This window comes from Klebsiella quasipneumoniae subsp. quasipneumoniae (assembly GCF_020525925.1).
Lineage (GTDB): Bacteria > Pseudomonadota > Gammaproteobacteria > Enterobacterales > Enterobacteriaceae > Klebsiella > Klebsiella quasipneumoniae.
In genome coordinates this window covers 432892-455579 of sequence record NZ_CP084876.1, presented here as the reverse complement: position 1 = coordinate 455579, position 22688 = coordinate 432892, and the positions used below count along the sequence as shown (strand labels likewise).

At 52.0% G+C, this 22688-nt stretch carries 41 protein-coding genes; 2 read left to right on the top strand and 39 right to left on the bottom strand.

What is annotated here, in order from left to right:
• Positions 1-8: 8 nt before the first annotated feature.
• From rpsD to rpsJ, 26 genes are all read right to left on the bottom strand, one after another.
• Positions 9-629 carry a 30S ribosomal protein S4 gene (rpsD, locus tag LGM20_RS02185; protein ID WP_002919224.1) on the bottom strand — a complete coding sequence of 207 codons (621 nt, stop codon included), beginning with the start codon at positions 627-629 and terminating at the stop codon, positions 9-11.
• A 33-nt stretch (positions 630-662) separates the two neighbouring features.
• Positions 663-1052 carry a 30S ribosomal protein S11 gene (gene rpsK / locus LGM20_RS02180; RefSeq protein ID WP_002919257.1) on the bottom strand — a complete coding sequence of 130 codons (390 nt, stop codon included), beginning with the start codon at positions 1050-1052 and terminating at the stop codon, positions 663-665.
• Positions 1053-1068: 16 nt separating this feature from the next.
• Positions 1069-1425 carry a 30S ribosomal protein S13 gene (rpsM, locus tag LGM20_RS02175; RefSeq protein WP_002919259.1) on the bottom strand — a complete coding sequence of 119 codons (357 nt, stop codon included), beginning with the start codon at positions 1423-1425 and terminating at the stop codon, positions 1069-1071.
• Between the two features lie 146 nt (positions 1426-1571).
• Positions 1572-1688: a 50S ribosomal protein L36 gene (rpmJ, locus tag LGM20_RS02170; RefSeq protein ID WP_000868187.1), complete on the bottom strand. Its 117-nt coding sequence runs from the start codon at positions 1686-1688 to the stop codon at positions 1572-1574.
• 33 nt (positions 1689-1721) lie between these two features.
• Positions 1722-3053: a preprotein translocase subunit SecY gene (secY, locus tag LGM20_RS02165; RefSeq protein ID WP_002919515.1), complete on the bottom strand. Its 1332-nt coding sequence runs from the start codon at positions 3051-3053 to the stop codon at positions 1722-1724.
• A 7-nt stretch (positions 3054-3060) separates the two neighbouring features.
• Complete coding sequence (rplO, locus tag LGM20_RS02160; RefSeq protein WP_002919516.1) at positions 3061-3495, bottom strand: 50S ribosomal protein L15; 435 nt, start codon at positions 3493-3495, stop codon at positions 3061-3063.
• 3 nt (positions 3496-3498) lie between these two features.
• On the bottom strand, positions 3499-3678 hold the full coding sequence (rpmD, locus tag LGM20_RS02155) for a 50S ribosomal protein L30 (protein ID WP_001140434.1): 180 nt from the start codon (positions 3676-3678) through the stop codon (positions 3499-3501).
• Positions 3679-3681: 3 nt separating this feature from the next.
• Positions 3682-4185: a 30S ribosomal protein S5 gene (gene rpsE, locus LGM20_RS02150; RefSeq protein WP_002919545.1), complete on the bottom strand. Its 504-nt coding sequence runs from the start codon at positions 4183-4185 to the stop codon at positions 3682-3684.
• 14 nt (positions 4186-4199) lie between these two features.
• Entirely contained in the window at positions 4200-4553 is a 354-nt protein-coding gene (rplR, locus tag LGM20_RS02145) for a 50S ribosomal protein L18 (protein WP_000358960.1), read from the bottom strand.
• Positions 4554-4562: 9 nt separating this feature from the next.
• Complete coding sequence (rplF, locus tag LGM20_RS02140) at positions 4563-5096, bottom strand: 50S ribosomal protein L6 (RefSeq protein ID WP_002919662.1); 534 nt, start codon at positions 5094-5096, stop codon at positions 4563-4565.
• 12 nt (positions 5097-5108) lie between these two features.
• Positions 5109-5501 (bottom strand): 30S ribosomal protein S8, encoded by a 393-nt coding sequence (rpsH, locus tag LGM20_RS02135; protein WP_002919665.1) that lies wholly within the window; start codon positions 5499-5501, stop codon positions 5109-5111.
• A 33-nt stretch (positions 5502-5534) separates the two neighbouring features.
• Positions 5535-5840, bottom strand: coding sequence for a 30S ribosomal protein S14 (gene rpsN / locus LGM20_RS02130; protein ID WP_002919667.1), 306 nt, complete (start codon positions 5838-5840; stop codon positions 5535-5537).
• Between the two features lie 14 nt (positions 5841-5854).
• Entirely contained in the window at positions 5855-6394 is a 540-nt protein-coding gene (gene rplE, locus LGM20_RS02125; RefSeq protein WP_001096200.1) for a 50S ribosomal protein L5, read from the bottom strand.
• Positions 6395-6408: 14 nt separating this feature from the next.
• Positions 6409-6723, bottom strand: coding sequence for a 50S ribosomal protein L24 (gene rplX / locus LGM20_RS02120; RefSeq protein WP_000729185.1), 315 nt, complete (start codon positions 6721-6723; stop codon positions 6409-6411).
• Positions 6724-6733: 10 nt separating this feature from the next.
• A complete protein-coding gene (rplN, locus tag LGM20_RS02115; protein ID WP_002919748.1) occupies positions 6734-7105 on the bottom strand; it encodes a 50S ribosomal protein L14 in 372 nt (123 codons plus the stop codon).
• 165 nt (positions 7106-7270) lie between these two features.
• On the bottom strand, positions 7271-7525 hold the full coding sequence (gene rpsQ / locus LGM20_RS02110; RefSeq protein WP_002919751.1) for a 30S ribosomal protein S17: 255 nt from the start codon (positions 7523-7525) through the stop codon (positions 7271-7273).
• Entirely contained in the window at positions 7525-7716 is a 192-nt protein-coding gene (gene rpmC / locus LGM20_RS02105; RefSeq protein ID WP_002919754.1) for a 50S ribosomal protein L29, read from the bottom strand. The genes rpsQ and rpmC overlap by 1 nt, the downstream gene beginning before the upstream one ends.
• Positions 7716-8126, bottom strand: coding sequence for a 50S ribosomal protein L16 (gene rplP, locus LGM20_RS02100; RefSeq protein WP_002919759.1), 411 nt, complete (start codon positions 8124-8126; stop codon positions 7716-7718). Before rplP ends, rpmC begins: the two co-directional genes overlap by 1 nt.
• A gap of 12 nt (positions 8127-8138) precedes the next feature.
• Entirely contained in the window at positions 8139-8837 is a 699-nt protein-coding gene (gene rpsC, locus LGM20_RS02095; RefSeq protein WP_002919766.1) for a 30S ribosomal protein S3, read from the bottom strand.
• 17 nt (positions 8838-8854) lie between these two features.
• Positions 8855-9187: a 50S ribosomal protein L22 gene (rplV, locus tag LGM20_RS02090; protein ID WP_002919773.1), complete on the bottom strand. Its 333-nt coding sequence runs from the start codon at positions 9185-9187 to the stop codon at positions 8855-8857.
• A 14-nt stretch (positions 9188-9201) separates the two neighbouring features.
• Positions 9202-9480 carry a 30S ribosomal protein S19 gene (gene rpsS / locus LGM20_RS02085; RefSeq protein WP_001138115.1) on the bottom strand — a complete coding sequence of 93 codons (279 nt, stop codon included), beginning with the start codon at positions 9478-9480 and terminating at the stop codon, positions 9202-9204.
• Between the two features lie 16 nt (positions 9481-9496).
• A complete protein-coding gene (rplB, locus tag LGM20_RS02080) occupies positions 9497-10318 on the bottom strand; it encodes a 50S ribosomal protein L2 (RefSeq protein ID WP_002919786.1) in 822 nt (273 codons plus the stop codon).
• A gap of 17 nt (positions 10319-10335) precedes the next feature.
• Positions 10336-10638, bottom strand: a complete 303-nt coding sequence (rplW, locus tag LGM20_RS02075) for a 50S ribosomal protein L23 (RefSeq protein WP_000617546.1) — start codon at positions 10636-10638, stop codon at positions 10336-10338.
• Positions 10635-11240, bottom strand: coding sequence for a 50S ribosomal protein L4 (gene rplD, locus LGM20_RS02070; RefSeq protein WP_002919794.1), 606 nt, complete (start codon positions 11238-11240; stop codon positions 10635-10637). The genes rplW and rplD overlap by 4 nt, the downstream gene beginning before the upstream one ends.
• Before the next feature lie 10 nt (positions 11241-11250).
• Positions 11251-11880, bottom strand: coding sequence for a 50S ribosomal protein L3 (gene rplC, locus LGM20_RS02065; protein ID WP_002919796.1), 630 nt, complete (start codon positions 11878-11880; stop codon positions 11251-11253).
• 32 nt (positions 11881-11912) lie between these two features.
• A complete protein-coding gene (gene rpsJ / locus LGM20_RS02060) occupies positions 11913-12224 on the bottom strand; it encodes a 30S ribosomal protein S10 (RefSeq protein WP_001181005.1) in 312 nt (103 codons plus the stop codon).
• Positions 12225-12606: 382 nt separating this feature from the next.
• On the opposite strand from rpsJ, the gene LGM20_RS02055 reads away from it, so the two are divergent.
• On the top strand, positions 12607-13092 hold the full coding sequence (locus tag LGM20_RS02055; RefSeq protein WP_044524946.1) for a prepilin peptidase: 486 nt from the start codon (positions 12607-12609) through the stop codon (positions 13090-13092).
• Here LGM20_RS02055 and bfr read toward each other — a convergent pair.
• The 11 genes from bfr to fkpA form a co-directional block, all read right to left on the bottom strand.
• On the bottom strand, positions 13076-13552 hold the full coding sequence (bfr, locus tag LGM20_RS02050; RefSeq protein ID WP_004206792.1) for a bacterioferritin: 477 nt from the start codon (positions 13550-13552) through the stop codon (positions 13076-13078). The two genes, LGM20_RS02055 and bfr, sit on opposite strands and share 17 nt — an antisense overlap.
• 73 nt (positions 13553-13625) lie before the next feature.
• Positions 13626-13820, bottom strand: a complete 195-nt coding sequence (gene bfd / locus LGM20_RS02045; protein ID WP_044524940.1) for a bacterioferritin-associated ferredoxin — start codon at positions 13818-13820, stop codon at positions 13626-13628.
• Positions 13821-14000: 180 nt separating this feature from the next.
• Positions 14001-15185, bottom strand: a complete 1185-nt coding sequence (gene tuf, locus LGM20_RS02040) for an elongation factor Tu (RefSeq protein WP_004174069.1) — start codon at positions 15183-15185, stop codon at positions 14001-14003.
• A 69-nt stretch (positions 15186-15254) separates the two neighbouring features.
• The gene (gene fusA, locus LGM20_RS02035; protein WP_023291175.1) at positions 15255-17369 is read right to left on the bottom strand and encodes an elongation factor G; all 2115 of its coding nucleotides are present in this window, start codon (positions 17367-17369) and stop codon (positions 15255-15257) included.
• 96 nt (positions 17370-17465) lie between these two features.
• Positions 17466-17936, bottom strand: a complete 471-nt coding sequence (gene rpsG / locus LGM20_RS02030; RefSeq protein WP_002920113.1) for a 30S ribosomal protein S7 — start codon at positions 17934-17936, stop codon at positions 17466-17468.
• Positions 17937-18032: 96 nt separating this feature from the next.
• The gene (gene rpsL / locus LGM20_RS02025) at positions 18033-18407 is read right to left on the bottom strand and encodes a 30S ribosomal protein S12 (RefSeq protein ID WP_002920115.1); all 375 of its coding nucleotides are present in this window, start codon (positions 18405-18407) and stop codon (positions 18033-18035) included.
• Positions 18408-18531: 124 nt separating this feature from the next.
• Positions 18532-18819: a sulfurtransferase complex subunit TusB gene (gene tusB / locus LGM20_RS02020; RefSeq protein ID WP_004202221.1), complete on the bottom strand. Its 288-nt coding sequence runs from the start codon at positions 18817-18819 to the stop codon at positions 18532-18534.
• 7 nt (positions 18820-18826) lie between these two features.
• Positions 18827-19186 carry a sulfurtransferase complex subunit TusC gene (gene tusC / locus LGM20_RS02015; RefSeq protein WP_032454214.1) on the bottom strand — a complete coding sequence of 120 codons (360 nt, stop codon included), beginning with the start codon at positions 19184-19186 and terminating at the stop codon, positions 18827-18829.
• Positions 19186-19572: a sulfurtransferase complex subunit TusD gene (tusD, locus tag LGM20_RS02010; RefSeq protein ID WP_002920128.1), complete on the bottom strand. Its 387-nt coding sequence runs from the start codon at positions 19570-19572 to the stop codon at positions 19186-19188. The genes tusC and tusD overlap by 1 nt, the downstream gene beginning before the upstream one ends.
• On the bottom strand, positions 19572-20294 hold the full coding sequence (locus LGM20_RS02005; RefSeq protein WP_002920130.1) for a helix-turn-helix transcriptional regulator: 723 nt from the start codon (positions 20292-20294) through the stop codon (positions 19572-19574). Before LGM20_RS02005 ends, tusD begins: the two co-directional genes overlap by 1 nt.
• Before the next feature lie 168 nt (positions 20295-20462).
• Entirely contained in the window at positions 20463-21293 is an 831-nt protein-coding gene (gene fkpA, locus LGM20_RS02000; protein ID WP_004202215.1) for an FKBP-type peptidyl-prolyl cis-trans isomerase, read from the bottom strand.
• 222 nt (positions 21294-21515) lie between these two features.
• Here fkpA and LGM20_RS01995 point away from each other — a divergent pair, with 222 nt between their 5' ends.
• Entirely contained in the window at positions 21516-21734 is a 219-nt protein-coding gene (locus LGM20_RS01995) for a protein SlyX (protein WP_002920136.1), read from the top strand.
• A gap of 58 nt (positions 21735-21792) precedes the next feature.
• On the opposite strand, the gene slyD is transcribed toward LGM20_RS01995, so the two are convergent.
• Positions 21793-22386: a peptidylprolyl isomerase gene (gene slyD / locus LGM20_RS01990; RefSeq protein ID WP_004202213.1), complete on the bottom strand. Its 594-nt coding sequence runs from the start codon at positions 22384-22386 to the stop codon at positions 21793-21795.
• A 93-nt stretch (positions 22387-22479) separates the two neighbouring features.
• On the bottom strand, positions 22480-22680 hold the full coding sequence (locus tag LGM20_RS01985) for a YheV family putative zinc ribbon protein (protein ID WP_002920143.1): 201 nt from the start codon (positions 22678-22680) through the stop codon (positions 22480-22482).
• Positions 22681-22688 lie beyond the last annotated feature (8 nt).

Genomic DNA, 22688 nt, shown 5'->3' with positions numbered 1-22688 from the left:
ACTAAGCTTTACTTGGAGTAAAGCTCGACGATCAGGTGTTCGTTAATGTCCGCAGACAGATCAGAACGCTCCGGCTGACGCTTGAACGTACCTTCCATCTTGCCAGCATCAACTTCCAGCCAGGTTGGCTTTTCACGCTGCTCAGCCAGCTCCAGAGCGGCTTTCACGCGAGATTGCTTTTTCGCTTTCTCACGAATGCTGACAACGTCATTCGCTTTAACCTGATAAGAAGCGATGTTAACAACACGACCGTTTACCATAATCGCTTTGTGGCTAACCAGCTGGCGTGCTTCAGCACGAGTGGCGCCGAAGCCCATACGGTATACAACGTTGTCCAGACGACCTTCCAGCAGAGCCAACAGGTTTTCACCGGTGTTGCCTTTCAGACGTGCTGCTTCTTTATAGTAGTTACGGAACTGACGCTCCAGCACACCGTACATACGGCGAACTTTTTGCTTTTCACGCAACTGCACACCATAGTCAGACAGACGCGGCTTACGCGCACCGTGCTGGCCAGGAGCTTGTTCAATTTTACACTTGGTATCGATCGCGCGAACGCCAGACTTAAGGAATAAGTCGGTGCCCTCACGACGGCTCAGCTTGAGCTTAGGACCCAAATATCTTGCCATTTTCTTTCTCCAACTAACCTGGAAAACGCAGCGTTATACGCGACGTTTTTTCGGCGGACGACAACCGTTATGAGGGATCGGAGTCACATCAGTAATATTAGTGATGCGGAAACCAGCGGCGTTCAGTGCACGAATGGTAGATTCGCGACCCGGACCCGGACCTTTGACCATAACTTCCAGATTCTTGATGCCGTATTCTTTTACGGCTTCTGCGCAACGCTCTGCTGCAACCTGAGCTGCGAACGGAGTGGATTTGCGAGAACCACGGAAACCGGAACCACCGGCTGTTGCCCAACCCAGTGCGTTACCCTGACGATCAGTAATGGTAACGATGGTGTTGTTAAAAGAAGCATGGATATGAGCCACGCCGTCAGAGACTTGTTTTCTTACACGCTTACGTGCACGAATTGGTGCCTTTGCCATTATTCAATCACCCCGATTATTTCTTGATCGGTTTACGCGGACCCTTACGGGTACGTGCGTTGGTCTTGGTACGCTGACCGCGAACCGGGAGACCACGACGATGACGCAAACCACGGTAGCAACCAAGGTCCATCAGACGCTTGATGCTCAGGGTGATTTCACGGCGCAGATCACCTTCAACGACAAATTTACCTACTGCTTCACGCAGAATATCAATTTGTTCTTCAGACAGCTCACTGATCTTAACATTTTCAGCGATGCCCGTTTCAGCGCAGATGGCTTTAGAACGGGTTTTGCCGATACCGAAAATAGCGGTTAAAGCGATTACGGTATGTTTGTGATCAGGAATGTTAATGCCTGCTATACGGGCCACTATGCACTCCTACTATTTAATATGTACGCACCATGCTGAAAAGCCCGTTTTCAGGATACTCAAATGGAAACGTACAGACATACAAAAGATTGGCTGGCTAATCTAGCCAGCTCAATCCAACTTTGCAAGAAAAATATGCGAAAAAATCAGCCTTGGCGCTGTTTATGCTTCGGCTCGGCACTGCAAATCACACGGATGACGCCATCACGCTTAACGATTTTGCAGTTACGGCATAATTTCTTGACGGAAGCACGAACTTTCATTTTTACTCTCCGTAACTTCTCGGGCGACCAGTTTTAGCGGCCGTAGCCTTTCAGGTTCGCCTTCTTCAATGCAGACTCATACTGACTGGACATCATCAGAGTTTGCACTTGAGCCATAAAGTCCATAATCACGACAACAACGATAAGCAGCGAGGTCCCACCGAAGTAGAACGGCACTTTCATCGCGTCACGCATGAACTCCGGGATCAGGCAGATAAAAGTAATGTACAACGCACCAACCAGAGTCAGGCGAGTCATCACTTTATCGATATACTTCGCCGTTTGCTCTCCCGGACGAATTCCTGGTACAAATGCACCGGACTTCTTCAGGTTATCTGCTGTTTCACGCGGGTTGAAAACCAACGCCGTGTAGAAGAAACAGAAGAAGATGATTGCAGACGCATAGAGTAACACATAAAGCGGTTGCCCAGGCTGCAAATACAGCGAAATTGTTGTCAGCCAGTTCCAACCAGTACCACCCCCGAACCATGACGTGATGGTTGCCGGGAACAGTATAATACTGGAAGCGAAGATTGCCGGGATTACCCCCGCCATATTCACTTTCAGCGGTAAATGTGTGCTCTGTGCAGCATAGACACGACGACCCTGTTGACGTTTCGCGTAGTTTACCACAATGCGGCGTTGTCCACGTTCAACGAATACAACAAAGAAGGTCACTGCAAATACTAATACTGCAACCAACAGCAACAGGAGGAAGTGCAGGTCGCCTTGACGCGCTTGCTCGATAGTATGGGCGATGGCCGGCGGGAGTCCCGCAACGATACCGGCGAAGATAATGATCGAGATACCGTTACCGATACCGCGTTCAGTGATCTGTTCGCCGAGCCACATCAGGAACATAGTCCCTGTGACCAGACTAACAACAGCGGTGAAATAGAATGCAAAGCCTGGATTAATCACCAGGCCCTGCATACCAGGCATATTCGGCAGACCGGTAGCAATACCGATCGACTGGAATATCGCCAGCACCAGAGTACCGTAGCGGGTGTACTGGCTGATCTTACGACGACCAGACTCCCCTTCTTTCTTCAGTTCCGCCAGCGGTTGATAAACCACCGTCAGCAGCTGCACGATGATTGATGCCGAGATATACGGCATAATCCCCAATGCAAAGATAGAAGCACGGCTGAGAGCACCACCAGAGAACATGTTGAACATTTCAATGATGGTGCCTCGCTGTTGCTCAAGCAGTTTGGCAAGTACAGCGGCATCAATACCAGGGATCGGAATAAAAGAGCCAATACGGAACACTATCAGCGCACCGACCACAAACAGAAGTCTGCGTTTCAGTTCGCCAAGGCCACCTTTGGCACTTTGAAAATCTAATCCCGGTTGTTTAGCCATCTGCTACTTATTCCTCAATTTTACCGCCAGCAGCTTCGATAGCAGCACGAGCACCTTTAGTCACACGCAGGCCACGAACAGTTACCGGACGAGTTACCTCACCAGACAGGATCACTTTCGCGAACTCGATCTGGACACCGATAATGTTAGCCGCTTTCAGCGCGTTCAGGTCTACTACATCGCCTTCTACGTGAGCCAGATCGGAGAGACGGATCTCTGCGGTGATCATCGCTTTACGAGAAGTGAAGCCGAATTTCGGCAGACGACGGTACAGAGGCATCTGACCACCCTCGAAACCGCGACGTACGCCACCGCCAGAACGAGATTTCTGACCTTTGTGACCACGACCACCGGTTTTACCGAGGCCAGAACCGATACCACGACCCAGGCGTTTACCCGCCTTTTTGGAGCCTTCGGCCGGAGACAGAGTATTTAAACGCATCTCTTACTCCTCAACTTTAACCATGAAGGAAACCGCGTTGACCATACCACGAACAGCAGGAGTATCCTCGCGCTCTACGGTGTGACCAATACGACGCAGACCCAGGCCAAGCAGCGTTGCCTTGTGTTTCGGCAGACGACCGATTGCACTGCGGGTTTGAGTAATTTTAATAGTCTTTGCCATGGTTTATTTCCCCAGAATTTCTTCAACGGATTTACCACGCTTGGCAGCGACCATATCCGGGGACTTCATGTTTTCCAGACCGTCGATAGTTGCACGAACCACGTTAATCGGGTTAGTGGAACCATACGCTTTAGCCAGAACGTTACGAACCCCAGCGACTTCCAGAACGGCGCGCATTGCACCACCGGCGATGATACCGGTACCTTCGGAAGCCGGCTGCATGAATACACGAGAACCCGTGTGAGTACCCTTAACCGGGTGCTGCAGGGTGCCGTGGTTCAGCGCGACGTTAATCATATTGCGACGGGCTTTTTCCATCGCTTTCTGGATCGCTGCTGGAACTTCACGCGCTTTACCGTAACCAAAACCAACGCGACCGTTACCATCGCCAACTACAGTCAGAGCTGTGAAGGAGAAAATACGACCACCTTTAACGGTTTTAGATACGCGGTTTACCGCGATCAGCTTTTCCTGCAGTTCGCCAGCTTGTTTTTCGATGTGAGCCATCTTACACCTCTACCTTAGAACTGAAGGCCAGCTTCACGGGCAGCATCTGCCAGTGCCTGGACACGACCATGATATTGGAACCCGGAACGGTCAAAGGAAACATCTTTGATGCCTTTTTCCAGAGCGCGTTCAGCGACAGCTTTACCCACAGCTGCAGCAGCGTCTTTGTTACCGGTGTACTTCAGTTGTTCAGCGATAGCTTTTTCTACAGTAGAAGCAGCTACCAGAACTTCAGAACCATTCGGTGCAATTACCTGTGCGTAAATGTGACGCGGGGTACGATGTACCACCAGGCGAGTTGCGCCCAGCTCCTGGAGCTTGCGGCGTGCGCGGGTCGCACGACGGATACGAGCAGATTTCTTATCCATAGTGTTACCTTACTTCTTCTTAGCCTCTTTGGTACGCACGACTTCGTCGGCGTAACGAACACCCTTGCCTTTGTAAGGCTCAGGACGACGGTAGGCGCGCAGATCTGCTGCAACCTGGCCGATCACCTGCTTATCAGCGCCTTTCAGCACGATTTCAGTCTGAGTCGGACATTCTGCAGTGATACCCGCAGGCAGCTGATGATCAACCGGGTGAGAGAAACCTAAAGCCAGGTTTACTACATTCCCTTTGACCGCTGCACGATAACCTACACCAACCAGCTGCAGCTTCTTAGTGAAGCCTTCGGTAACACCGATAACCATTGAGTTCAGCAGGGCACGCGCGGTACCAGCCTGAGCCCAACCGTCTGCGTAACCATCACGCGGACCGAAGGTCAGTGCATTATCTGCATGTTTAACTTCAACAGCATCGTTGAGAGTACGAGTCAGCTCGCCGTTTTTACCTTTGATCGTAATAACCTGACCGTTGATTTTTACATCAACGCCGGCAGGAACAACGACCGGTGCTTTAGCAACACGAGACATTTTTTCCTCCGATTAGGCTACGTAGCAGATAATTTCGCCACCAAGACCAGCCTGGCGCGCTGCACGATCAGTCATAACACCTTTAGAGGTAGAAACAACTGCGATACCCAGACCGGCCATAACTTTCGGCAGCTCATCTTTTTTCTTATAGATGCGCAGACCTGGGCGGCTGACACGCTGAATGCTTTCTACAACAGCTTTACCCTGGAAATACTTAAGAGTCAGTTCCAGTTCCGGCTTGGTGTCGCCTTCAACTTTAAAATCTTCGATAAAACCTTCTTCCTTCAGCACGTTGGCGATTGCCACTTTCAGCTTGGAGGAAGGCATGGTGACCGCAGCTTTGTTCGCGGCCTGACCGTTACGGATACGGGTCAGCATATCCGCGATCGGATCTTGCATGCTCATCTGTCTTTACTCCCGTGATTCAATTGGTGACAATTACCAGCTAGCCTTTTTCAGACCCGGGATTTCACCGCGCATAGCGGCTTCACGGACCTTAATACGGCTCAACCCGAACTTCCGCAGGAAACCATGCGGACGACCTGTTTGACGGCAGCGGTTACGCTGACGAGACGGGCTGGAATCACGCGGCAGAGTCTGCAGCTTGAGAACGGCATTCCAACGATCTTCGTCGGTTGCGTTCACATCAGAGATGATAGCTTTCAGTTCAGCGCGTTTAGCGAAGAATTTATCAGCTAAAGCCACGCGCTTTACTTCGCGTGCTTTCATTGATTGCTTAGCCATTAAGTAACCCTACCTTACTTGCGGAACGGGAAGTCAAAGGCAGCCAGCAGAGCACGGCCTTCTTCGTCAGATTTCGCAGTAGTGGTAATGGTAATATCCAAACCACGAACGCGGTCGACTTTATCGTAGTCGATTTCTGGGAAGATGATCTGCTCACGGACACCCATGCTGTAGTTGCCACGACCGTCGAAAGACTTAGCGGACAGGCCGCGGAAGTCACGAATACGCGGTACAGCAATAGTGATCAGGCGCTCAAAGAACTCCCACATGCGTTCGCCACGCAGAGTTACTTTACAGCCGATCGGATAGCCCTGACGGATTTTGAAGCCTGCAACTGATTTGCGTGCTTTGGTGATCAGCGGTTTTTGACCGGAGATTGCTGCCAGGTCAGCTGCTGCGTTATCCAGCAGTTTCTTGTCAGCGATCGCTTCACCAACACCCATGTTCAGGGTGATCTTCTCGACCCGAGGGACTTGCATGACAGAATTGTAGTTAAACTCAGTCATGAGTTTCTTAACTACTTCGTCTTTGTAGTAATCATGCAGTTTCGCCATCGTACTACTCCAAATTACTTGATAGTTTCGCTGTTAGACTTGAAGAAACGGACTTTTTTGCCGTCTTCGAATCTAAAGCCTACACGGTCAGCCTTGCCGGTTGCCGCATTGAAGATTGCAACGTTAGAAACCTGAATTGCAGCTTCTTTTTCAACGATGCCGCCTGGTTGGTTCAGAGCCGGAACCGGCTTCTGGTGTTTCTTAACCAGGTTGATACCTTCAACAATGACCTTGCCGGAAGACAGGACATTCTTAACTTTACCGCGCTTACCTTTATCTTTACCGGTTAACACGATAACTTCGTCATCACGACGGATTTTCGCTGCCATGATTCGCTCCTTAGAGTACTTCTGGTGCCAGAGAGATAATTTTCATGAACTTCTCGGTACGAAGTTCACGAGTTACCGGCCCAAAAATACGCGTACCGATAGGCTGCTCGCTGTTATTGTTCAGAATAACGCATGCATTACCATCGAAGCGAATGACAGAACCGTCCGGGCGACGAACACCCTTCTTGGTGCGCACCACTACCGCCTTCAGCACATCACCTTTTTTGACCTTACCACGCGGAATTGCTTCTTTGATGGTGATCTTGATGATGTCGCCTACGCCTGCGTAGCGACGGTGCGAGCCACCCAGAACCTTGATACACATTACGCGACGTGCACCGGAGTTGTCGGCGACGTTCAGCATAGTCTGTTCTTGGATCATTTTAGTGCTCCGCTAATGTCAACTACTACTGAGACCCGAAAATTAGGGTCGTTAAAAAGCCCCATATCGAGGGCGCGGCATTATAACACCACAAACCAGATATGGGTAGAAAAAATAAACGGCTCATCGCTGAGCCGTTTATCCGTATCGAGAATGCGTACTCTATTACAGAACCGCTTTCTCTACAACGCGAACCAGCGTCCAGGACTTAGTCTTGGACAGCGGACGGCATTCGCGGATTTCAACCTTGTCGCCGATACCGCATTCGTTGTTCTCGTCATGTACGTGCAGTTTGGTCGTACGTTTGATGAATTTGCCGTAAACCGGGTGTTTCACCATACGTTCGATAGCAACAACAATGGATTTCTCCATTTTGTCGCTAACTACGCGACCTTGCAGAGTACGGATTTTATCGGTCATTACGCACCCGCCTTCTGAGTCAGTAAAGTCTTAACGCGTGCAACATCACGACGCACTTGCTTCAGCAGATGAGTCTGTTGCAGCTGGCCACTTGCAGCCTGCATGCGCAGGTTGAACTGCTCACGCAGCAGGTTCAGCAGCTCAGCGTTCAGCTCTTCAACGCTTTTTTCACGCAGCTCTTTTGCTTTCATTACATCACCGTCTTAGTTACAAAGGTGGTTTTGATCGGCAGTTTCGCTGCTGCCAGGCCGAATGCTTCACGGGCCAGCTCTTCCGGTACACCGTCCATTTCATACAGGACTTTACCCGGCTGAATCAAGGCAACCCAGTACTCCACGTTACCTTTACCTTTACCCATACGAACTTCCAGCGGCTTCTCGGTGATCGGTTTGTCCGGGAATACACGGATCCAGATCTTACCTTGACGCTTAACTGCACGGGTCATAGCACGACGTGCTGCTTCGATCTGACGTGCAGTCAGACGACCACGGCCAACAGCTTTCAGACCGAAAGTGCCGAAGCTAACATCCGTACCCTGCGCCAGACCACGGTTGCGGCCTTTGTGCACTTTACGGAATTTTGTACGCTTTGGTTGTAACATCAGCGACGCTCCTTATTTACGGCCTTTACGCTGCTGCTTTTTAGGTTGAGCAGCCGGTTCCGGTTGTTCAACAGCAGCCATACCACCCAGGATCTCACCTTTGAAGATCCATACCTTAACGCCGATTACACCGTAAGTGGTGTGCGCTTCAGAGGTGTTGTAGTCGATGTCAGCACGCAGAGTGTGCAGCGGTACGCGACCTTCACGGTACCATTCGGTACGTGCGATTTCCGCGCCGCCCAGACGGCCGCTAACTTCAACTTTGATACCTTTAGCGCCCAGACGCATTGCGTTCTGTACAGCACGCTTCATCGCACGACGGAACATAACGCGACGTTCCAGCTGAGAAGTGATGCTGTCAGCAACCAGTTTTGCGTCCAGTTCAGGTTTACGAACTTCGGCGATATTGATCTGTGCAGGTACGCCAGCGATATCCGCTACGACCTTGCGCAGTTTTTCTACGTCTTCGCCTTTCTTACCGATAACGATACCCGGGCGAGCGGTGTGAATGGTCACACGGATGCTCTTAGCCGGACGCTCGATAACGATGCGAGATACAGACGCTTTAGCCAGTTCTTTAGTCAGGAACTGACGTACTTTAAAATCGCTGTCCAGGTTGTCAGCGAATTCTTTGGTGTTCGCGAACCAGGTAGAGTTCCATGGTTTGACAATACCCAGGCGAATACCATTAGGATGTACTTTCTGACCCATTGCTAGTCTCCAGAGTCTCAGCGATCGGACACAACCACAGTGATGTGGCTGGTGCGCTTCAGGATGCGATCTGCACGACCTTTAGCACGCGGCATAATGCGCTTCATGCTCGGGCCTTCGTCTACGAAAATTTTCGCAACTTTCAGATCATCAATGTCAGCGCCATCGTTGTGTTCAGCGTTAGCAATGGCAGATTCCAGTACCTTCTTGACCAGTACAGCAGCTTTTTTGTTGGTGTAGGTCAGAATATCCAGGGCCTGCGACACTTTCTTACCGCGAATCAGGTCAGCTACAAGGCGAACCTTCTGAGCAGAAGAACGAGCATGGCGATGTTGAGCTAAAGTTTCCATCTCTTCCTCCTACCTTATTTCTTCTTCGCTTTTTTATCAGCAGCGTGGCCGCGATAAGTACGAGTCGGTGCGAATTCACCCAGTTTGTGACCGACCATTTCGTCGGAAACAAATACTGGAACGTGCTGACGACCATTATGGACAGCGATGGTCAAACCGATCATGTTAGGAAAGATCGTTGAACGACGGGACCAAGTGCGCAGGGGCTTCTTGTCTCCGCTTTCCACCGCTTTCTCTACCTTCTTCAGCAAGTGCAGGTCAATAAAAGGACCTTTCTTGAGAGAACGTGGCATGGCTTATCCTCTAAAATTATTTGCTACGGCGACGTACGATGAATTTATCAGTACGCTTGTTGCTGCGGGTCTTCTTACCTTTGGTCTGCAGGCCCCACGGGGATACCGGGTGCTTACCAAAGTTACGACCTTCACCACCACCATGTGGGTGGTCTACTGGGTTCATCGCAGTACCGCGAACGGTAGGACGAACACCACGCCAGCGTGCAGCACCTGCTTTACCCAGAACGCGCAGCATATGCTCAGCATTGCCAACTTCGCCCAGAGTAGCGCGGCAGTCTGCTTCGACTTTACGCATTTCACCAGAACGCAGACGCAGGGTGACATAAGCACCGTCGCGAGCAACGATCTGAACGTAAGTACCAGCGGAACGAGCCAGCTGACCGCCTTTACCTGGTTTCATTTCTACGTTATGAACGGTAGAACCAACCGGGATATTGCGCATCGGCAGGGTGTTGCCTGCTTTGATTGCAGCATCAACGCCAGACTGAATCTGGTCGCCAGCTTTCAGGCCTTTCGGGGCCAGGATGTAACGGCGCTCGCCGTCTTTGTACAGAACCAGCGCGATGTTCGCGGAGCGGTTCGGATCGTACTCAAGACGTTCAACAACTGCCGGGATACCATCTTTGTTGCGTTTGAAGTCAACAATACGGTAAGCCTGCTTGTGGCCACCACCGATATGACGGGTGGTGATACGGCCATTGTTGTTACGACCACCGGATTTGCTGTTTTTTTCCAGCAACGGAGCAAAAGGTTTGCCCTTGTGCAGCTCTGGGTTAACCACTTTAACGACGTGGCGACGACCCGGAGATGTCGGTTTACATTTAACAACTGCCATTGTATTACTCCTCCGACTTACTCAGCGCCGCCAACGAAGTCCAGATTCTGGCCTTCTTTCAGGGTGACGTAAGCTTTTTTCCAGTCGCTACGACGACCGATACGCTGTCCGTGACGTTTAACTTTCCCTTTAACAACCAGGGTGTTAACGACTTCGACTTCGACTTCAAACAGTTTCTGCACAGCAGCTTTGATTTCTGCTTTGGTCGCGTCTTTAGCAACTTTGAGAACGATGGTGTTTGTTTTTTCCATCGCAGTAGACGCTTTTTCAGAAACGTGCGGTGCGCGCAGCACCTTCAGCAGACGTTCTTCACGAATCATGCCAGCATCTCCTCAACTTGCTTAACAGCATCAGCAGTCATTACGACTTTGTCGAAGGCGATCAGGCTAACCGGGTCGATACCGTTCGCATCACGTACGTCAACCTTGTGCAGGTTACGTGCGGCCAGGAACAGGTTCTCGTCCAGCTCACCGGTGATGATCAGCACATCTTCCAGAGCCATGTCTTTCAGTTTCTGTGCCAGCAGCTTAGTTTTCGGCGCTTCAACAGAGAACTTCTCGACAACGATCAGACGATCCTGACGTACCAGTTCGGACAGGATGCTTTTCAGCGCGCCGCGGTACATCTTCTTGTTAACTTTTTGACTGTGGTCCTGCGGACGAGCAGCAAAGGTCACGCCACCGGAACGCCAGATCGGGCTCTTGATAGAACCAGAACGCGCACGGCCGGTACCTTTCTGGCGCCACGGTTTTTTACCGGAGCCAGTGATTTCAGCACGAGTCTTCTGAGCACGAGTGCCCTGACGCGCACCAGCTGCATAAGCAACAACAACCTGGTGAACCAGCGCTTCGTTGAAATCACGACCGAAGGTAGTTTCGGAAACAGTCAGCGCGCTCTGCGCGTCTTTCAATACTAATTCCATTGCTATCTCCTCACGCCTTCACAGCTGGTTTAACGATCAGGTCGCTACCGGTCGCACCCGGGACAGCACCTTTAACCAGCAGCAGGTTGCGCTCAGCGTCAACACGTACTACGTCCAGGCTCTGAACGGTTACACGCTCATTACCCAGCTGACCTGCCATTTTCTTGCCTTTGAACACTTTGCCCGGAGTCTGGTTCTGACCGATAGAACCCGGAACGCGGTGGGACAAGGAGTTACCGTGAGTAGCGTCCTGGGTACGGAAGTTCCAGCGCTTAACGGTACCAGCAAAACCTTTACCTTTAGAGGTACCGGTTACGTCAACTTTTTTAACGTCAGCAAACAGTTCAACGCTAATGTTCTGACCTACGGTGAATTCTTCGCCGTCAGCCAGACGGAATTCCCACAGACCACGGCCAGCTTCAACGCCAGCTTTAGCGAAGTGACCCGCTTCCGGCTTGGTTACACGGTTAGCTTTTTTAGCACCGGTGGTAACCTGGATTGCGCGGTAGCCATCGTTAGCCAGGTCTTTAACCTGAGTAACACGGTTTGCTTCAACTTCGATTACGGTTACTGGGATAGAAACGCCATCTTCAGTGAAGATGCGGGTCATGCCCACTTTTTTACCGACTAAACCAATCATTGTTTCAACCTCTCAATCGCTCGATGACCTGATTAACCCAGGCTGATCTGCACGTCTACACCGGCAGCCAGATCCAGACGCATCAGAGCATCAACGGTTTTTTCAGTTGGCTCAACGATGTCAACCAGACGCTTGTGAGTGCGAATTTCGTACTGGTCACGCGCGTCTTTGTTGACGTGCGGGGAGATCAGAACGGTAAAGCGCTCTTTGCGGGTCGGCAGCGGGATCGGACCACGGACTTGCGCACCAGTGCGCTTAGCAGTCTCGACGATTTCCGCGGTTGATTGATCGATCAGACGATGATCAAACGCTTTCAGGCGGATACGGATTCTTTGGTTCTGCATGAGACCAGAGCTCCAATTATTTTATAGACGAAATGATTACTCCTCATACCCATTACGATTGATGGGAGAGTGTAACCGTTCTTACATAGCCCCCCGATTGGGGACATTGTTTGATAACCCAACTGCGATTACCAGGGTTCATATTGAACCGGCCGTCAACTTTGACAGGCCCGCGCATTATACGCAAATTCTGGCGCTACGCAAGTGCTGTTTAGAAAATCATCACCAGGATTTGCGCACCTTCGCGCTAGCGAACGGTACGGGGTGACAACGCGGCAAATTAACGCGGATGGCGCCATCCATTCCAGGGAAGTGCCTTTTGCACTGAACGGGGACAATAAGCATAGTGAGACGATGTTCATTGATGATCGCGGGGTTAACCATGCTCGCCGCCCTCCCCTTCTTGCTGTGCTATAGCGGATTGACCTTAACCTTATGCCACCAGGACCTGCGTCACGGCCTGCTGCCCGACCGTTATACCTGTCCCCTGCTGTGGAGTGGTTTACTTTTTTATCTTTGTCTGGCGCCGCACCAGCTTCATGATGCCGTCTGGGGGGCGATAGCCGGCTATCTCTGTTTGGCTGCGCTTTACTGGCTATATCGCGGGATCCGCGGCTATGAGGGGTTGGGGTATGGGGATATCAAATATCTCGCCGCCCTCGGCGCCTGGCATGGCTGGCGATTGCTGCCGCAGCTGCTACTGGTGGCATCGCTGCTCGCCTGCACGGTGTGGGCAGTATCAGGTTTGTACGCCAGGTGCGGCGGGAGCAGTAAATGGAGGGGGAACAACCCGCTGCCGTTTGGGCCATTTCTGGCGGCCGCGGGTTTCTGGTGCGGGTGTCAGACGCTGGCTAGTCTGACACTTTGATCTGCGACTGCAGGTAATTTTGCAGACCGATTTTGCCGATCAGATCGAGTTCGGTTTCCAGCCAGTCGATATGGCCTTCTTCATCCGCCAGGATCTCAATCATCATATCGCGGCTGACGTAGTCATGGACGCTGTCGGCATAGGCGATCGCCTCGCGCAGGTTTTGCGCCCCCTCCAGCTCCAGTCTTAAATCGGACTGCAGCATCTCTTCCACATCTTCACCGATGCCAAGTTTGCCGAGATCCTGCAGATTCGGGATACCTTCGAGAAAAAGAATACGCTCGATGTATTTATCGGCGTGCTTCATTTCGTCGATGGATTCGTGGTACTCAATATCGTTGAGGCGCATCAGGCCCCAGTTTTTGAACATTCTCGCATGGAGAAAGTACTGATTAATTGCGACCAGCTCATTTCCCAATAATTTATTGAGATAACTTATGATTTTGACATCACCTTTCATTATATAGTCCCTCCGCTTCCACTCATTGAAGCGTAGTCCGGCCTATAGGGATGTCAAAAGAGAAGCGTGGACTTCAGGCGATTTCTTTGAATTCCGGCAGGGTGGTTAATTCATCTTCCATAACTTCCCGCGCCGCGCGAACACACTTACCGCATTGATTTCCAACGGGAACAAACTTACGTAATTGCTGAAAAGATTGCGGTTGAAACTGGCGAACAACCTGGCGAATTTTTTTATCGCTGACGCCATTGCACAAACAAACGTACATATAAACTCCCGTTCAATTTATGCACAAATATTAAATGAGAATAGTTATGATTACAATAGACCATTTACTCATTATCCGCCGCAGCGCACGTTATGAATCGCCAGTAGCCCCGCCCTTTTCGCTGAACGACGGACAGCAAAAAGGGCGCCGAAGCGCCCTTTTTTATTCAAAGCTAACGAATTAGCCCAGAACTTTAGCTACAACGCCCGCGCCAACGGTACGGCCGCCTTCACGGATTGCGAAACGCAGACCGTCGTCCATCGCGATCGGGTGGATCAGGGTAACAACCATTTTGATGTTGTCGCCCGGCATTACCATCTCTACGCCTTCCGGCAGTTCGATGGTGCCAGTCACGTCAGTAGTACGGAAGTAGAACTGCGGACGGTAGCCTTTGAAGAACGGAGTATGACGGCCGCCTTCGTCTTTGGACAGAATGTACACTTCAGATTCGAACTTGGTGTGCGGGTTGATGGTGCCCGGCTTAGCCAGTACCTGACCACGTTCGATTTCTTCACGTTTGATACCACGCAGCAGAACACCTACGTTCTCACCAGCACGGCCTTCGTCCAGCAGTTTGCGGAACATTTCAACGCCAGTACAGGTGGTTTTCGCGGTTTCTTTGATACCAACGATTTCAACTTCTTCACCCACTTTGATGATACCGCGCTCTACACGACCGGTAACAACGGTACCACGACCGGAGATGGAGAATACGTCTTCGATCGGCAGCAGGAAAGGCTTGTCAATCGCACGCTCTGGTTCCGGGATATAGGTATCCAGGTGGCCAGCCAGTTCGATGATTTTCGCTTCCCACTCTGCGTCGCCTTCCAGCGCTTTCAGAGCAGAACCACGAACGATCGGAGTGTCGTCGCCCGGGAAATCGTACTGAGACAGCAGTTCACGAACTTCCATCTCAACCAGTTCCAGCAGCTCTTCGTCATCAACCATGTCGCATTTGTTCAGGAACACGATGATGTACGGAACGCCTACCTGACGACCCAGCAGGATGTGCTCACGAGTCTGCGGCATCGGGCCGTCAGTCGCAGCAACAACCAGGATCGCGCCGTCCATCTGCGCAGCACCGGTGATCATGTTTTTAACATAGTCGGCGTGGCCCGGGCAGTCTACGTGCGCGTAGTGGCGAGTCGGGGTGTCATATTCAACGTGAGAGGTGTTGATGGTGATACCACGAGCTTTTTCTTCCGGCGCGTTATCGATCTGGTCGAATGCGCGAGCGGAACCACCGTAGGTTTTAGCCAGAACGGTAGTGATGGCAGCAGTCAGGGTAGTTTTACCATGGTCAACGTGGCCGATAGTACCAACGTTGACGTGCGGTTTTGTACGTTCAAATTTTTCTTTAGACACGGCTATATTCCTTACTATAGTGCTCTCCCCTTCGGAGAGAGCACGGGACTTAGGTTTTAATCCTGTGGATTATTTACCACGGGCTTCAATAACGGCCTGAGCAACGTTGTTCGGCGCATCATCATACTTCAGGAATTCCATGGTGTATGATGCACGACCTTTGGTCAGAGAACGCAGCTGAGTTGCATAACCGAACATTTCGGACAGCGGTACTTCAGCGTGGATCTTAACGCCGGTTACTTCGGATTCCTGACCGCGCAGCATACCGCGACGACGGCTCAAGTCACCGATAACGTCACCAGTGTTCTCTTCCGGAGTTTCTACTTCAACCTTCATGATCGGCTCAAGCAGAACTGGTTTTGCTTTCTTAAAGCCTTCTTTAAAGGCAATAGACGCAGCCAGTTTAAACGCCAGCTCAGAGGAGTCAACGTCGTGGTAAGAACCGAAGTGCAGACGGATACCCATATCAACTACCGGGTAACCTGCCAGCGGACCAGCTTTCAGCTGTTCCTGGATGCCTTTATCAACGGCCGGGATGTATTCGCCAGGAATTACACCACCTTTGATGTCGTTGATGAACTCGTAACCTTTCGGGTTAGAGCCCGGCTCCAGCGGGTACATGTCGATCACAACGTGACCGTACTGACCACGACCACCAGACTGCTTGGCGTGTTTACCTTCGATATCGGTAACTTTCGCGCGAATTGCTTCACGGTAAGCAACCTGAGGTTTACCGACGTTCGCTTCAACGTTGAATTCACGCTTCATACGGTCAACGATGATGTCGAGGTGCAGCTCACCCATACCGGCGATAATGGTCTGGTTAGACTCTTCGTCAGTCCATACGCGGAAAGACGGGTCTTCTTTAGCCAGACGACCCAGAGCCAGACCCATTTTTTCCTGGTCAGCTTTGGTTTTCGGCTCAACGGCGATGGAGATTACCGGCTCAGGGAATTCCATACGCTCCAGAATGATCGGCGCATCCGGGTTACACAGGGTGTCACCAGTAGTTACGTCTTTCAGACCGATTGCAGCAGCGATGTCGCCCGCGCGAACTTCTTTGATCTCTTCACGTTTGTTAGCGTGCATCTGTACGATACGACCGAAACGCTCACGTGCAGCTTTCACGGAGTTCAGTACGGTATCACCAGAGTTAACCACACCGGAGTACACGCGGAAGAAGGTCAGGTTGCCCACGAACGGGTCAGTAGCGATTTTGAACGCCAGTGCAGAGAACGGCTCGTCGTCGCTTGCGTGACGCTCAGCCGGAGTATCTTTACCGTCGTCCAGGATGCCGTTGATCGCCGGAACGTCAACAGGGGATGGCAGGTAGTCAATTACCGCATCCAGCATCGCCTGAACACCTTTGTTCTTGAACGCAGAACCACAGGTTACCAGGATGATTTCGTTGTTCAGAACGCGCTGACGCAGAGCTTTTTTGATCTCTTCTTCAGTCAGTTCTTCACCACCCAGGTATTTTTCCATCAGCTCTTCAGAAGCTTCAGCTGCGGACTCGATCAGGTTCTGGTGCCATTCGTCAGCCAGATCCTGCATGTCAGCCGGGATATCTTCGTATTCGAAGGTTACGCCCTGGTCTGCATCGTTCCAGTTGATGGCTTTCATTTTCACCAGGTCAACAACGCCGGTGAAACCTTCTTCAGCACCAATTGCCAGCTGCAGCGGAACCGGGTTCGCGCCCAGACGGGTTTTGATCTGACCAACAACTTTCAGGAAGTTAGCGCCCATGCGGTCCATTTTGTTAACGAACGCGATGCGCGGAACTTTATATTTGTTTGCCTGACGCCATACGGTTTCAGACTGCGGCTGAACACCACCAACTGCGCAGTAAACCATTACCGCACCATCAAGAACACGCATGGAACGTTCTACTTCGATAGTGAAGTCAACGTGCCCCGGGGTGTCGATGATGTTTACACGGTGCGGTTCATACTGCTTAGCCATACCAGACCAGAATGCAGTAGTCGCAGCGGAAGTGATGGTGATACCACGTTCCTGCTCCTGCTCCATCCAGTCCATGGTAGCGGCGCCGTCATGAACTTCACCGATTTTGTGGTTTACACCGGTGTAGAACAGAATACGTTCGGTAGTAGTGGTTTTACCGGCGTCGATGTGCGCACTGATACCGATGTTACGGTAGCGTGCGATGGGTGTTGTACGAGCCATTTGATTCCTCGTTTATTTCTTTAGGCGTTCAGTTAAGTTATCCAGAGCGGGCGACTCATCTGAAGCGCCCGCCTGGTGACTATGACTCCGAAGGGATTACCAACGGTAGTGAGCGAACGCCTTGTTGGCTTCGGCCATACGGTGAACGTCTTCACGTTTCTTAACTGCAGTACCTTTGTTGTCTGCAGCATCAGTGAGTTCGTTCGCCAGGCGCAGAGCCATGGATTTATCACCGCGTTTACGAGCAGCTTCAACGATCCAACGCATTGCCAGGGCATTACGACGGACCGGACGAACTTCAACTGGAACCTGATAAGTAGAACCACCTACGCGGCGGGACTTAACTTCGACAGTCGGGCGCACGTTTTCGAGCGCAACTTCGAAGGCTTCCAGTTCAGATTTACCAGAACGCTGAGCCAGGGTCTCCAGCGCGCTGTATACGATAGTTTCTGCAGTAGATTTTTTACCATCTACCATCAGGATATTGACAAATTTAGCCAGCAGTTCTGATCCGAACTTCGGATCCGGCAGAATTTTACGCTGACCAATGACGCGACGACGTGGCATGGAAATACTCCGTTGTTAATTCAGGATTGTCCAAAACTCTAAGAGTTTAGTATGACATTAAGATAAATCAGTTTGGCCTTACTTAACGGAGAACCATTAAGCCTTAGGACGCTTCACGCCGTACTTGGAGCGAGCCTGCTTACGGTCTTTAACGCCGGAGCAGTCAAGCGCACCACGAACGGTGTGGTAACGAACACCCGGAAGGTCTTTAACACGACCGCCACGGATCAGGATCACGGAGTGCTCCTGCAGGTTGTGACCTTCACCACCGATGTAGGAGGTGACTTCGAAACCGTTAGTCAGACGCACACGGCAAACTTTACGCAGTGCGGAGTTCGGTTTCTTAGGAGTGGTGGTATATACGCGAGTACATACGCCACGTTTCTGCGGGCAGGCTTCCAGCGCTGGCACGTTGCTCTTTGCAACTTTGCGCGCGCGTGGTTTGCGTACCAGCTGGTTAATTGTTGCCATTAAATAGCTCCTGGTTTTAGCTTTTGCTTCGTAAACACGTAATAAATCGCCTCATATATTATGAGGACGCAGAATTTTAGGGCGGTGCCGAAAAGGTGTCAAGAAATATACAACGATCCCGCCATCACCAGGCCAACTGACCGGCATGTTTGACTGTGAGTCTGACGAAATCAGTATAGCTAACCCTGCCGACACTGTCCGCAATTTGACCAGTTAGCCCGCGGGCGTCAACGTCGTCTTGCAGCACGTAAAGGGTTATGGGGGCGGATTGCAGGATCTCAAGGAAGCGACCGCCGGCGATAGCCGCCGCGACGCCATCAGACAGCAGTAACAGATCGTCACCCTGCTCCATCAAGCGAAGCATTGCTGCGATATCGGCATGCCAGGGAGAAACACTGAGCGTATGGAGCATGGGGGCCTCAGAAACGCAAAATCACATCAAATTCATGCAGACGGGCGCGCAGGGCATCCGGCGCCAGGCATTCGACATCCACCACCCACGGTGTCGCGGGGTCCAGGCCGCGCTCTCGCGCCGACTCGGCGCACAGCCAGCACTGGTCGATATCATATAGCGACAGCAGTTTAAAAGTGGCGATGTAATCGCGGGCCAGCACAGCGCCAGGCCGCTGGGCGGGCAACAGCTGAAACACGCCGTCGCCCACGAAAAATACGCCAATCTCGTCGGTGAGGGCGGAGGTGGCTAATAAGGCGTCGAGGCCTTCCCTGCCGGCGGCGCTGCCGTGCGGCGCGGAGGAAAAAACGAAAGCCACACGTTTCATCAAAACTGTACCATCCGATCGCAAGTAAGCGCCGCTTCCGCCAGCGCGCCAAGTCCGCTCAACGTAAAACCCGGCTGCAGATTATGGCCAGGCAGAGCGAGCTGTTGCGCTTCGCGCTCGTCCGTTACGCCACGACGCAGGGCGGCCGCCACGCAGATATGCAGCGCGACGCCGTGCTCATCGTGGAGGGATTGCCACCCGCGCACCAGATCGAACTCATCGCTGGCGGGCGCCGTCAGCTGGTTAGCGTTAAGCACGCCTTCGCGATAGAAAAAAACGCACGCCAGCTCATGGCCTTCCTGCAGCACGGCCTGCGCAAATTGCCAGGCGCTGCTCGCCTGCTGCGTGCCATAGGCAGGGCCGGTCACCGTGAGGGCAAAACGCATTACTTATCCAGCCCCTGGAAATCGCCGCTTTTGAACTGGCGAATATAGAGGTAGACGGTGTGCTTGGAGATGTTCAGACGATCGGCCACCTGGTTAATGGCGTCTTTAATATCGAAGATCCCTTTCTCGTAGAGATTCAGCACGATTTGACGGTTTTTAGCATTGTTGGACACGCTGCGATCGGCATTCACCTCTTCGATGGTGAATTCCAGAGTCTGGGCGACCAGATCGTCAACCGAGGAAGCAAAGTTCACCGGCGAGTTAACCTCGGGCGTTTCTGGCGGAATAAAGGTGCTCATGATCTGGGAAAACGGCACATCCAGATTCATATTGATGCACAGCAGACCAATCACCCGGTGATCGCGGTTGCGGATGGCAATCGTCACCGACTTCATCAGGACGCCGCTTTTGGCGCGGGTAAAGTAGCATTTGGAAACGCTGCTATCGGCGCCCGTCATATCGTGCAGCATGCGCAGCGCAAGATCGGTAATCGGTGAACCGATTTGGCGGCCGGTATGTTCACCATTGGCGATACGGATGGCAGAGCATTTCAGATCCTGCAAAGAATGCAGCACGATTTCACAGTGCGAACCGATGAGCATCGCCAACCCGTCCACCACCGCTTCATAAGATTTAAGAATATCGAAATCGGTCTGGTCAAAGGGACGTTGATCCAGCAGGTCAAGCTCGCTGGTTTCGTTGGTTAAAAGCGACCTGGACATGAAAAAAAGCACTCCTTTTCAGGAGCCTGTCGTTATTGTCAGGGCAGGCTCATCATCATTATTAAGCTATCTAAAGTAATACAGCGCCTGAGGATCTTTCCAGTTTTAATTATATCTGCGCTCAATAAAAAAGCCGCCGCCTCTGACGAGACGGCGGCCTGAACCCGATTACTTCTTAGCGTCAGCTTTCGCGTCCGCGGCTTTCGCATCGCCAGCGGCTTCCGGCTGAGCATCTGCCTTCGGCGCCGGTTTGATATCCAGCAGCTCTACATCAAAGACCAGCGTAGAGTTGGCCGGGATGCCCGGGACGCCGGTTTTGCCGTAGGCCAGATCTGGCGGAATGACCAGCTTGATTTTGCCGCCTTTCTTGATGTTCTTCAGGCCTTCAGTCCAGCCCGGGATCACCCCGTCGAGACGGAAAGAGAGCGGCTCGCCGCGGGTATAAGAGTTATCAAACTCTTTGCCGTCGATCAGCGTACCTTTGTAGTTAACCACCACGGTGTCGCTGTCTTTCGGCGCATCGCCAGTGCCTTCTTTCTCGACTTTATACAGCAGGCCAGTTTTCGACGTTTTCACGCCCTTCTCTTTGGCAAAGCTGTCACGGAAAGCTTTACCTTTGGTTTCGTTCTCAGTGGCGTCTTTTTCCATTTTCTGCTGAGCCGCGGTCTTCACGCGCGTTTCAAAGGCCTGCAGAGTCTGTTCGATCTCCTGGTCGGACAGTTTGCTCTTATCGGCAAACGCGTCCTGTACGCCGGCGATCAGCTGGGCTTTATCCAGCTTAATGCCGAGTTTTTCTTGTTCTTTCAGGGAGTTTTCCATGTAACGCCCCAGGGACGCGCCCAGCGCATAGGCCGATTTCTGATCGTCATTTTTAAATGCCGATTTACTCTCAGCCGCCGGGGCTGCTTTCGCCGCGGTATCTGCAGCAAAGGTCAGCGGTGCATTCAGGGCGACGGCCATTGTGGTCGCCAGCAGCGTTACTTTAAACAGTGATTTCATCCATTTCTCCAGGGCCGGGGCCTCTCACCCCAGGGTTATCGTAAAAAGCAAAAAACGTACTATAGAACGTCGCCGTTAAAATCTACATACGGACGTTCCTGAATATCGCCTCTTTTAGGACTATTTTTGTATGAATAAGTTTCCTGTAGGACGCAGCGATGCTGCGCGCCGGGGGAAACTTAAGTAGAATCCGCCCGCAGGATCAGACTAAAGAGGTTACCCATGCACGATAGCACATTAGAAACGCGCCTTGCGGAGCTGGAAAGCCGGCTGGCGTTTCAGGAAATCACCATCGAAGACCTCAATAAAACCGTAACCGCCCACGAGATTGAGATGGCAAAGATGCGCGAGCATATGCGTCTGATGATCGAGAAGCTGAAGGCGACCCAACCCTCCCATATCGCCTCCCAGGCCGAAGAGACGCCGCCGCCGCATTATTGAGGCGTAAAAAAAGCGGGTCTCCCCGCTTTTTTGTTGTCTTCGTGCCGAAGCGCGAAGATTAGTGGCAACCGCAGCCACCGTGGCCGCCGCAACCGCCTTTACCATGGTCGTGGCCATGATCGTGGTCGTGACCGTGACCGCCGCAGCAGCCATCGTGACCATGATCGTGGTCGTGATCATGACCATGCGCGCCGTGCACGTGACCGTGCTCCAGCTCTTCAGCGGTCGCTTCGCGGATGGCGACAACTTCCACATTGAACTTCAGGTTCTGGCCTGCCAGCATGTGGTTGCCATCAACCACAACGTGGTCGTCTTCAACTTCAGTAATCTCTACTGGTACCGGACCCTGATCGGTTTCCGCCAGGAAGCGCATGCCAACCTGCAGTTCATCAACGCCCATGAAGACGTCTTTCGGTACACGCTGCACCAGGTTTTCGTCATACTGACCGTAAGCGTCGTTAGCGCCAACGGCTACGTCAAATTTGTCGCCCACTTCGTGGCCATCCAGCGCGTTTTCCAGGCCGGAAATCAGGGAGCCGTGACCGTGCAGGTAATCCAGCGGCGCGCTTACCGGAGACTCATCAACCAACACACCGTCTTCTGTACGTACCTGATAGGCCAGGCTGACCACCAGGTCTTTTGCTACTTTCATGATATCTCCTGAGATGGGAAGAATAGTGGCGCAGATTGTAGCGGAATTCTGCTGCCGTGTACCCTTTAGCTTAAAAAAAGCCGACGGATAACGCTAGTCGGGATGAAAAATGCCAATCACCTGCTCCTCTTTGCGTACATGCTCACGGGCCTCTTTATCCGCCTCACGCATCTGATGACCGCACTTAACGCATTCAACAACATCGACATTATTTTCACGCCACATCGCCAGTGAATCCTGCGCCTGGCACGCCGGACATTTCGCCCCGGCAATAAAACGTTTACGTACTGCCATATGATTTA

What these genes read in the sequence shown, in the direction of transcription:
- rpsD (WP_002919224.1), bottom strand. Translation starts at nt 629, where the DNA reads ATGGCAAGATATTTGGGTCCTAAGCTCAAGCTGAGCCGTCGTGAGGGC.
- rpsQ (WP_002919751.1), bottom strand. Translation starts at nt 7,525, where the DNA reads ATGACCGATAAAATCCGTACTCTGCAAGGTCGCGTAGTTAGCGACAAA.
- rplN (WP_002919748.1), bottom strand. Translation starts at nt 7,105, where the DNA reads ATGATCCAAGAACAGACTATGCTGAACGTCGCCGACAACTCCGGTGCA.
- rpsE (WP_002919545.1), bottom strand. Translation starts at nt 4,185, where the DNA reads ATGGCTCACATCGAAAAACAAGCTGGCGAACTGCAGGAAAAGCTGATC.
- rplX (WP_000729185.1), bottom strand. Translation starts at nt 6,723, where the DNA reads ATGGCAGCGAAAATCCGTCGTGATGACGAAGTTATCGTGTTAACCGGT.
- secY (WP_002919515.1), bottom strand. Translation starts at nt 3,053, where the DNA reads ATGGCTAAACAACCGGGATTAGATTTTCAAAGTGCCAAAGGTGGCCTT.
- rpsH (WP_002919665.1), bottom strand. Translation starts at nt 5,501, where the DNA reads ATGAGCATGCAAGATCCGATCGCGGATATGCTGACCCGTATCCGTAAC.
- LGM20_RS02055 (WP_044524946.1), top strand. Translation starts at nt 12,607, where the DNA reads ATGCTCGCCGCCCTCCCCTTCTTGCTGTGCTATAGCGGATTGACCTTA.
- rplE (WP_001096200.1), bottom strand. Translation starts at nt 6,394, where the DNA reads ATGGCGAAACTGCATGATTACTACAAAGACGAAGTAGTTAAGAAACTC.
- rplD (WP_002919794.1), bottom strand. Translation starts at nt 11,240, where the DNA reads ATGGAATTAGTATTGAAAGACGCGCAGAGCGCGCTGACTGTTTCCGAA.
- rpsN (WP_002919667.1), bottom strand. Translation starts at nt 5,840, where the DNA reads ATGGCTAAGCAATCAATGAAAGCACGCGAAGTAAAGCGCGTGGCTTTA.
- slyD (WP_004202213.1), bottom strand. Translation starts at nt 22,386, where the DNA reads ATGAAAGTAGCAAAAGACCTGGTGGTCAGCCTGGCCTATCAGGTACGT.
- rpmD (WP_001140434.1), bottom strand. Translation starts at nt 3,678, where the DNA reads ATGGCAAAGACTATTAAAATTACTCAAACCCGCAGTGCAATCGGTCGT.
- fusA (WP_023291175.1), bottom strand. Translation starts at nt 17,369, where the DNA reads ATGGCTCGTACAACACCCATCGCACGCTACCGTAACATCGGTATCAGT.
- rpmC (WP_002919754.1), bottom strand. Translation starts at nt 7,716, where the DNA reads ATGAAAGCAAAAGAGCTGCGTGAAAAAAGCGTTGAAGAGCTGAACGCT.
- LGM20_RS01995 (WP_002920136.1), top strand. Translation starts at nt 21,516, where the DNA reads ATGCACGATAGCACATTAGAAACGCGCCTTGCGGAGCTGGAAAGCCGG.
- rplF (WP_002919662.1), bottom strand. Translation starts at nt 5,096, where the DNA reads ATGTCTCGTGTTGCTAAAGCACCGGTCGTTGTTCCTGCCGGCGTTGAT.
- bfr (WP_004206792.1), bottom strand. Translation starts at nt 13,552, where the DNA reads ATGAAAGGTGATGTCAAAATCATAAGTTATCTCAATAAATTATTGGGA.
- fkpA (WP_004202215.1), bottom strand. Translation starts at nt 21,293, where the DNA reads ATGAAATCACTGTTTAAAGTAACGCTGCTGGCGACCACAATGGCCGTC.
- rplR (WP_000358960.1), bottom strand. Translation starts at nt 4,553, where the DNA reads ATGGATAAGAAATCTGCTCGTATCCGTCGTGCGACCCGCGCACGCCGC.
- rplO (WP_002919516.1), bottom strand. Translation starts at nt 3,495, where the DNA reads ATGCGTTTAAATACTCTGTCTCCGGCCGAAGGCTCCAAAAAGGCGGGT.
- rpsK (WP_002919257.1), bottom strand. Translation starts at nt 1,052, where the DNA reads ATGGCAAAGGCACCAATTCGTGCACGTAAGCGTGTAAGAAAACAAGTC.
- LGM20_RS01985 (WP_002920143.1), bottom strand. Translation starts at nt 22,680, where the DNA reads ATGGCAGTACGTAAACGTTTTATTGCCGGGGCGAAATGTCCGGCGTGC.
- tusC (WP_032454214.1), bottom strand. Translation starts at nt 19,186, where the DNA reads ATGAAACGTGTGGCTTTCGTTTTTTCCTCCGCGCCGCACGGCAGCGCC.
- rplC (WP_002919796.1), bottom strand. Translation starts at nt 11,880, where the DNA reads ATGATTGGTTTAGTCGGTAAAAAAGTGGGCATGACCCGCATCTTCACT.
- rpsJ (WP_001181005.1), bottom strand. Translation starts at nt 12,224, where the DNA reads ATGCAGAACCAAAGAATCCGTATCCGCCTGAAAGCGTTTGATCATCGT.
- rplW (WP_000617546.1), bottom strand. Translation starts at nt 10,638, where the DNA reads ATGATTCGTGAAGAACGTCTGCTGAAGGTGCTGCGCGCACCGCACGTT.
- bfd (WP_044524940.1), bottom strand. Translation starts at nt 13,820, where the DNA reads ATGTACGTTTGTTTGTGCAATGGCGTCAGCGATAAAAAAATTCGCCAG.
- tusD (WP_002920128.1), bottom strand. Translation starts at nt 19,572, where the DNA reads ATGCGTTTTGCCCTCACGGTGACCGGCCCTGCCTATGGCACGCAGCAG.
- rplP (WP_002919759.1), bottom strand. Translation starts at nt 8,126, where the DNA reads ATGTTACAACCAAAGCGTACAAAATTCCGTAAAGTGCACAAAGGCCGC.
- rpmJ (WP_000868187.1), bottom strand. Translation starts at nt 1,688, where the DNA reads ATGAAAGTTCGTGCTTCCGTCAAGAAATTATGCCGTAACTGCAAAATC.
- rpsC (WP_002919766.1), bottom strand. Translation starts at nt 8,837, where the DNA reads ATGGGTCAGAAAGTACATCCTAATGGTATTCGCCTGGGTATTGTCAAA.
- rpsG (WP_002920113.1), bottom strand. Translation starts at nt 17,936, where the DNA reads ATGCCACGTCGTCGCGTCATTGGTCAGCGTAAAATTCTGCCGGATCCG.
- rpsL (WP_002920115.1), bottom strand. Translation starts at nt 18,407, where the DNA reads ATGGCAACAATTAACCAGCTGGTACGCAAACCACGCGCGCGCAAAGTT.
- rplV (WP_002919773.1), bottom strand. Translation starts at nt 9,187, where the DNA reads ATGGAAACTTTAGCTCAACATCGCCATGCTCGTTCTTCTGCTCAGAAG.
- rpsS (WP_001138115.1), bottom strand. Translation starts at nt 9,480, where the DNA reads ATGCCACGTTCTCTCAAGAAAGGTCCTTTTATTGACCTGCACTTGCTG.
- rplB (WP_002919786.1), bottom strand. Translation starts at nt 10,318, where the DNA reads ATGGCAGTTGTTAAATGTAAACCGACATCTCCGGGTCGTCGCCACGTC.
- LGM20_RS02005 (WP_002920130.1), bottom strand. Translation starts at nt 20,294, where the DNA reads ATGTCCAGGTCGCTTTTAACCAACGAAACCAGCGAGCTTGACCTGCTG.
- tusB (WP_004202221.1), bottom strand. Translation starts at nt 18,819, where the DNA reads ATGCTCCATACGCTCAGTGTTTCTCCCTGGCATGCCGATATCGCAGCA.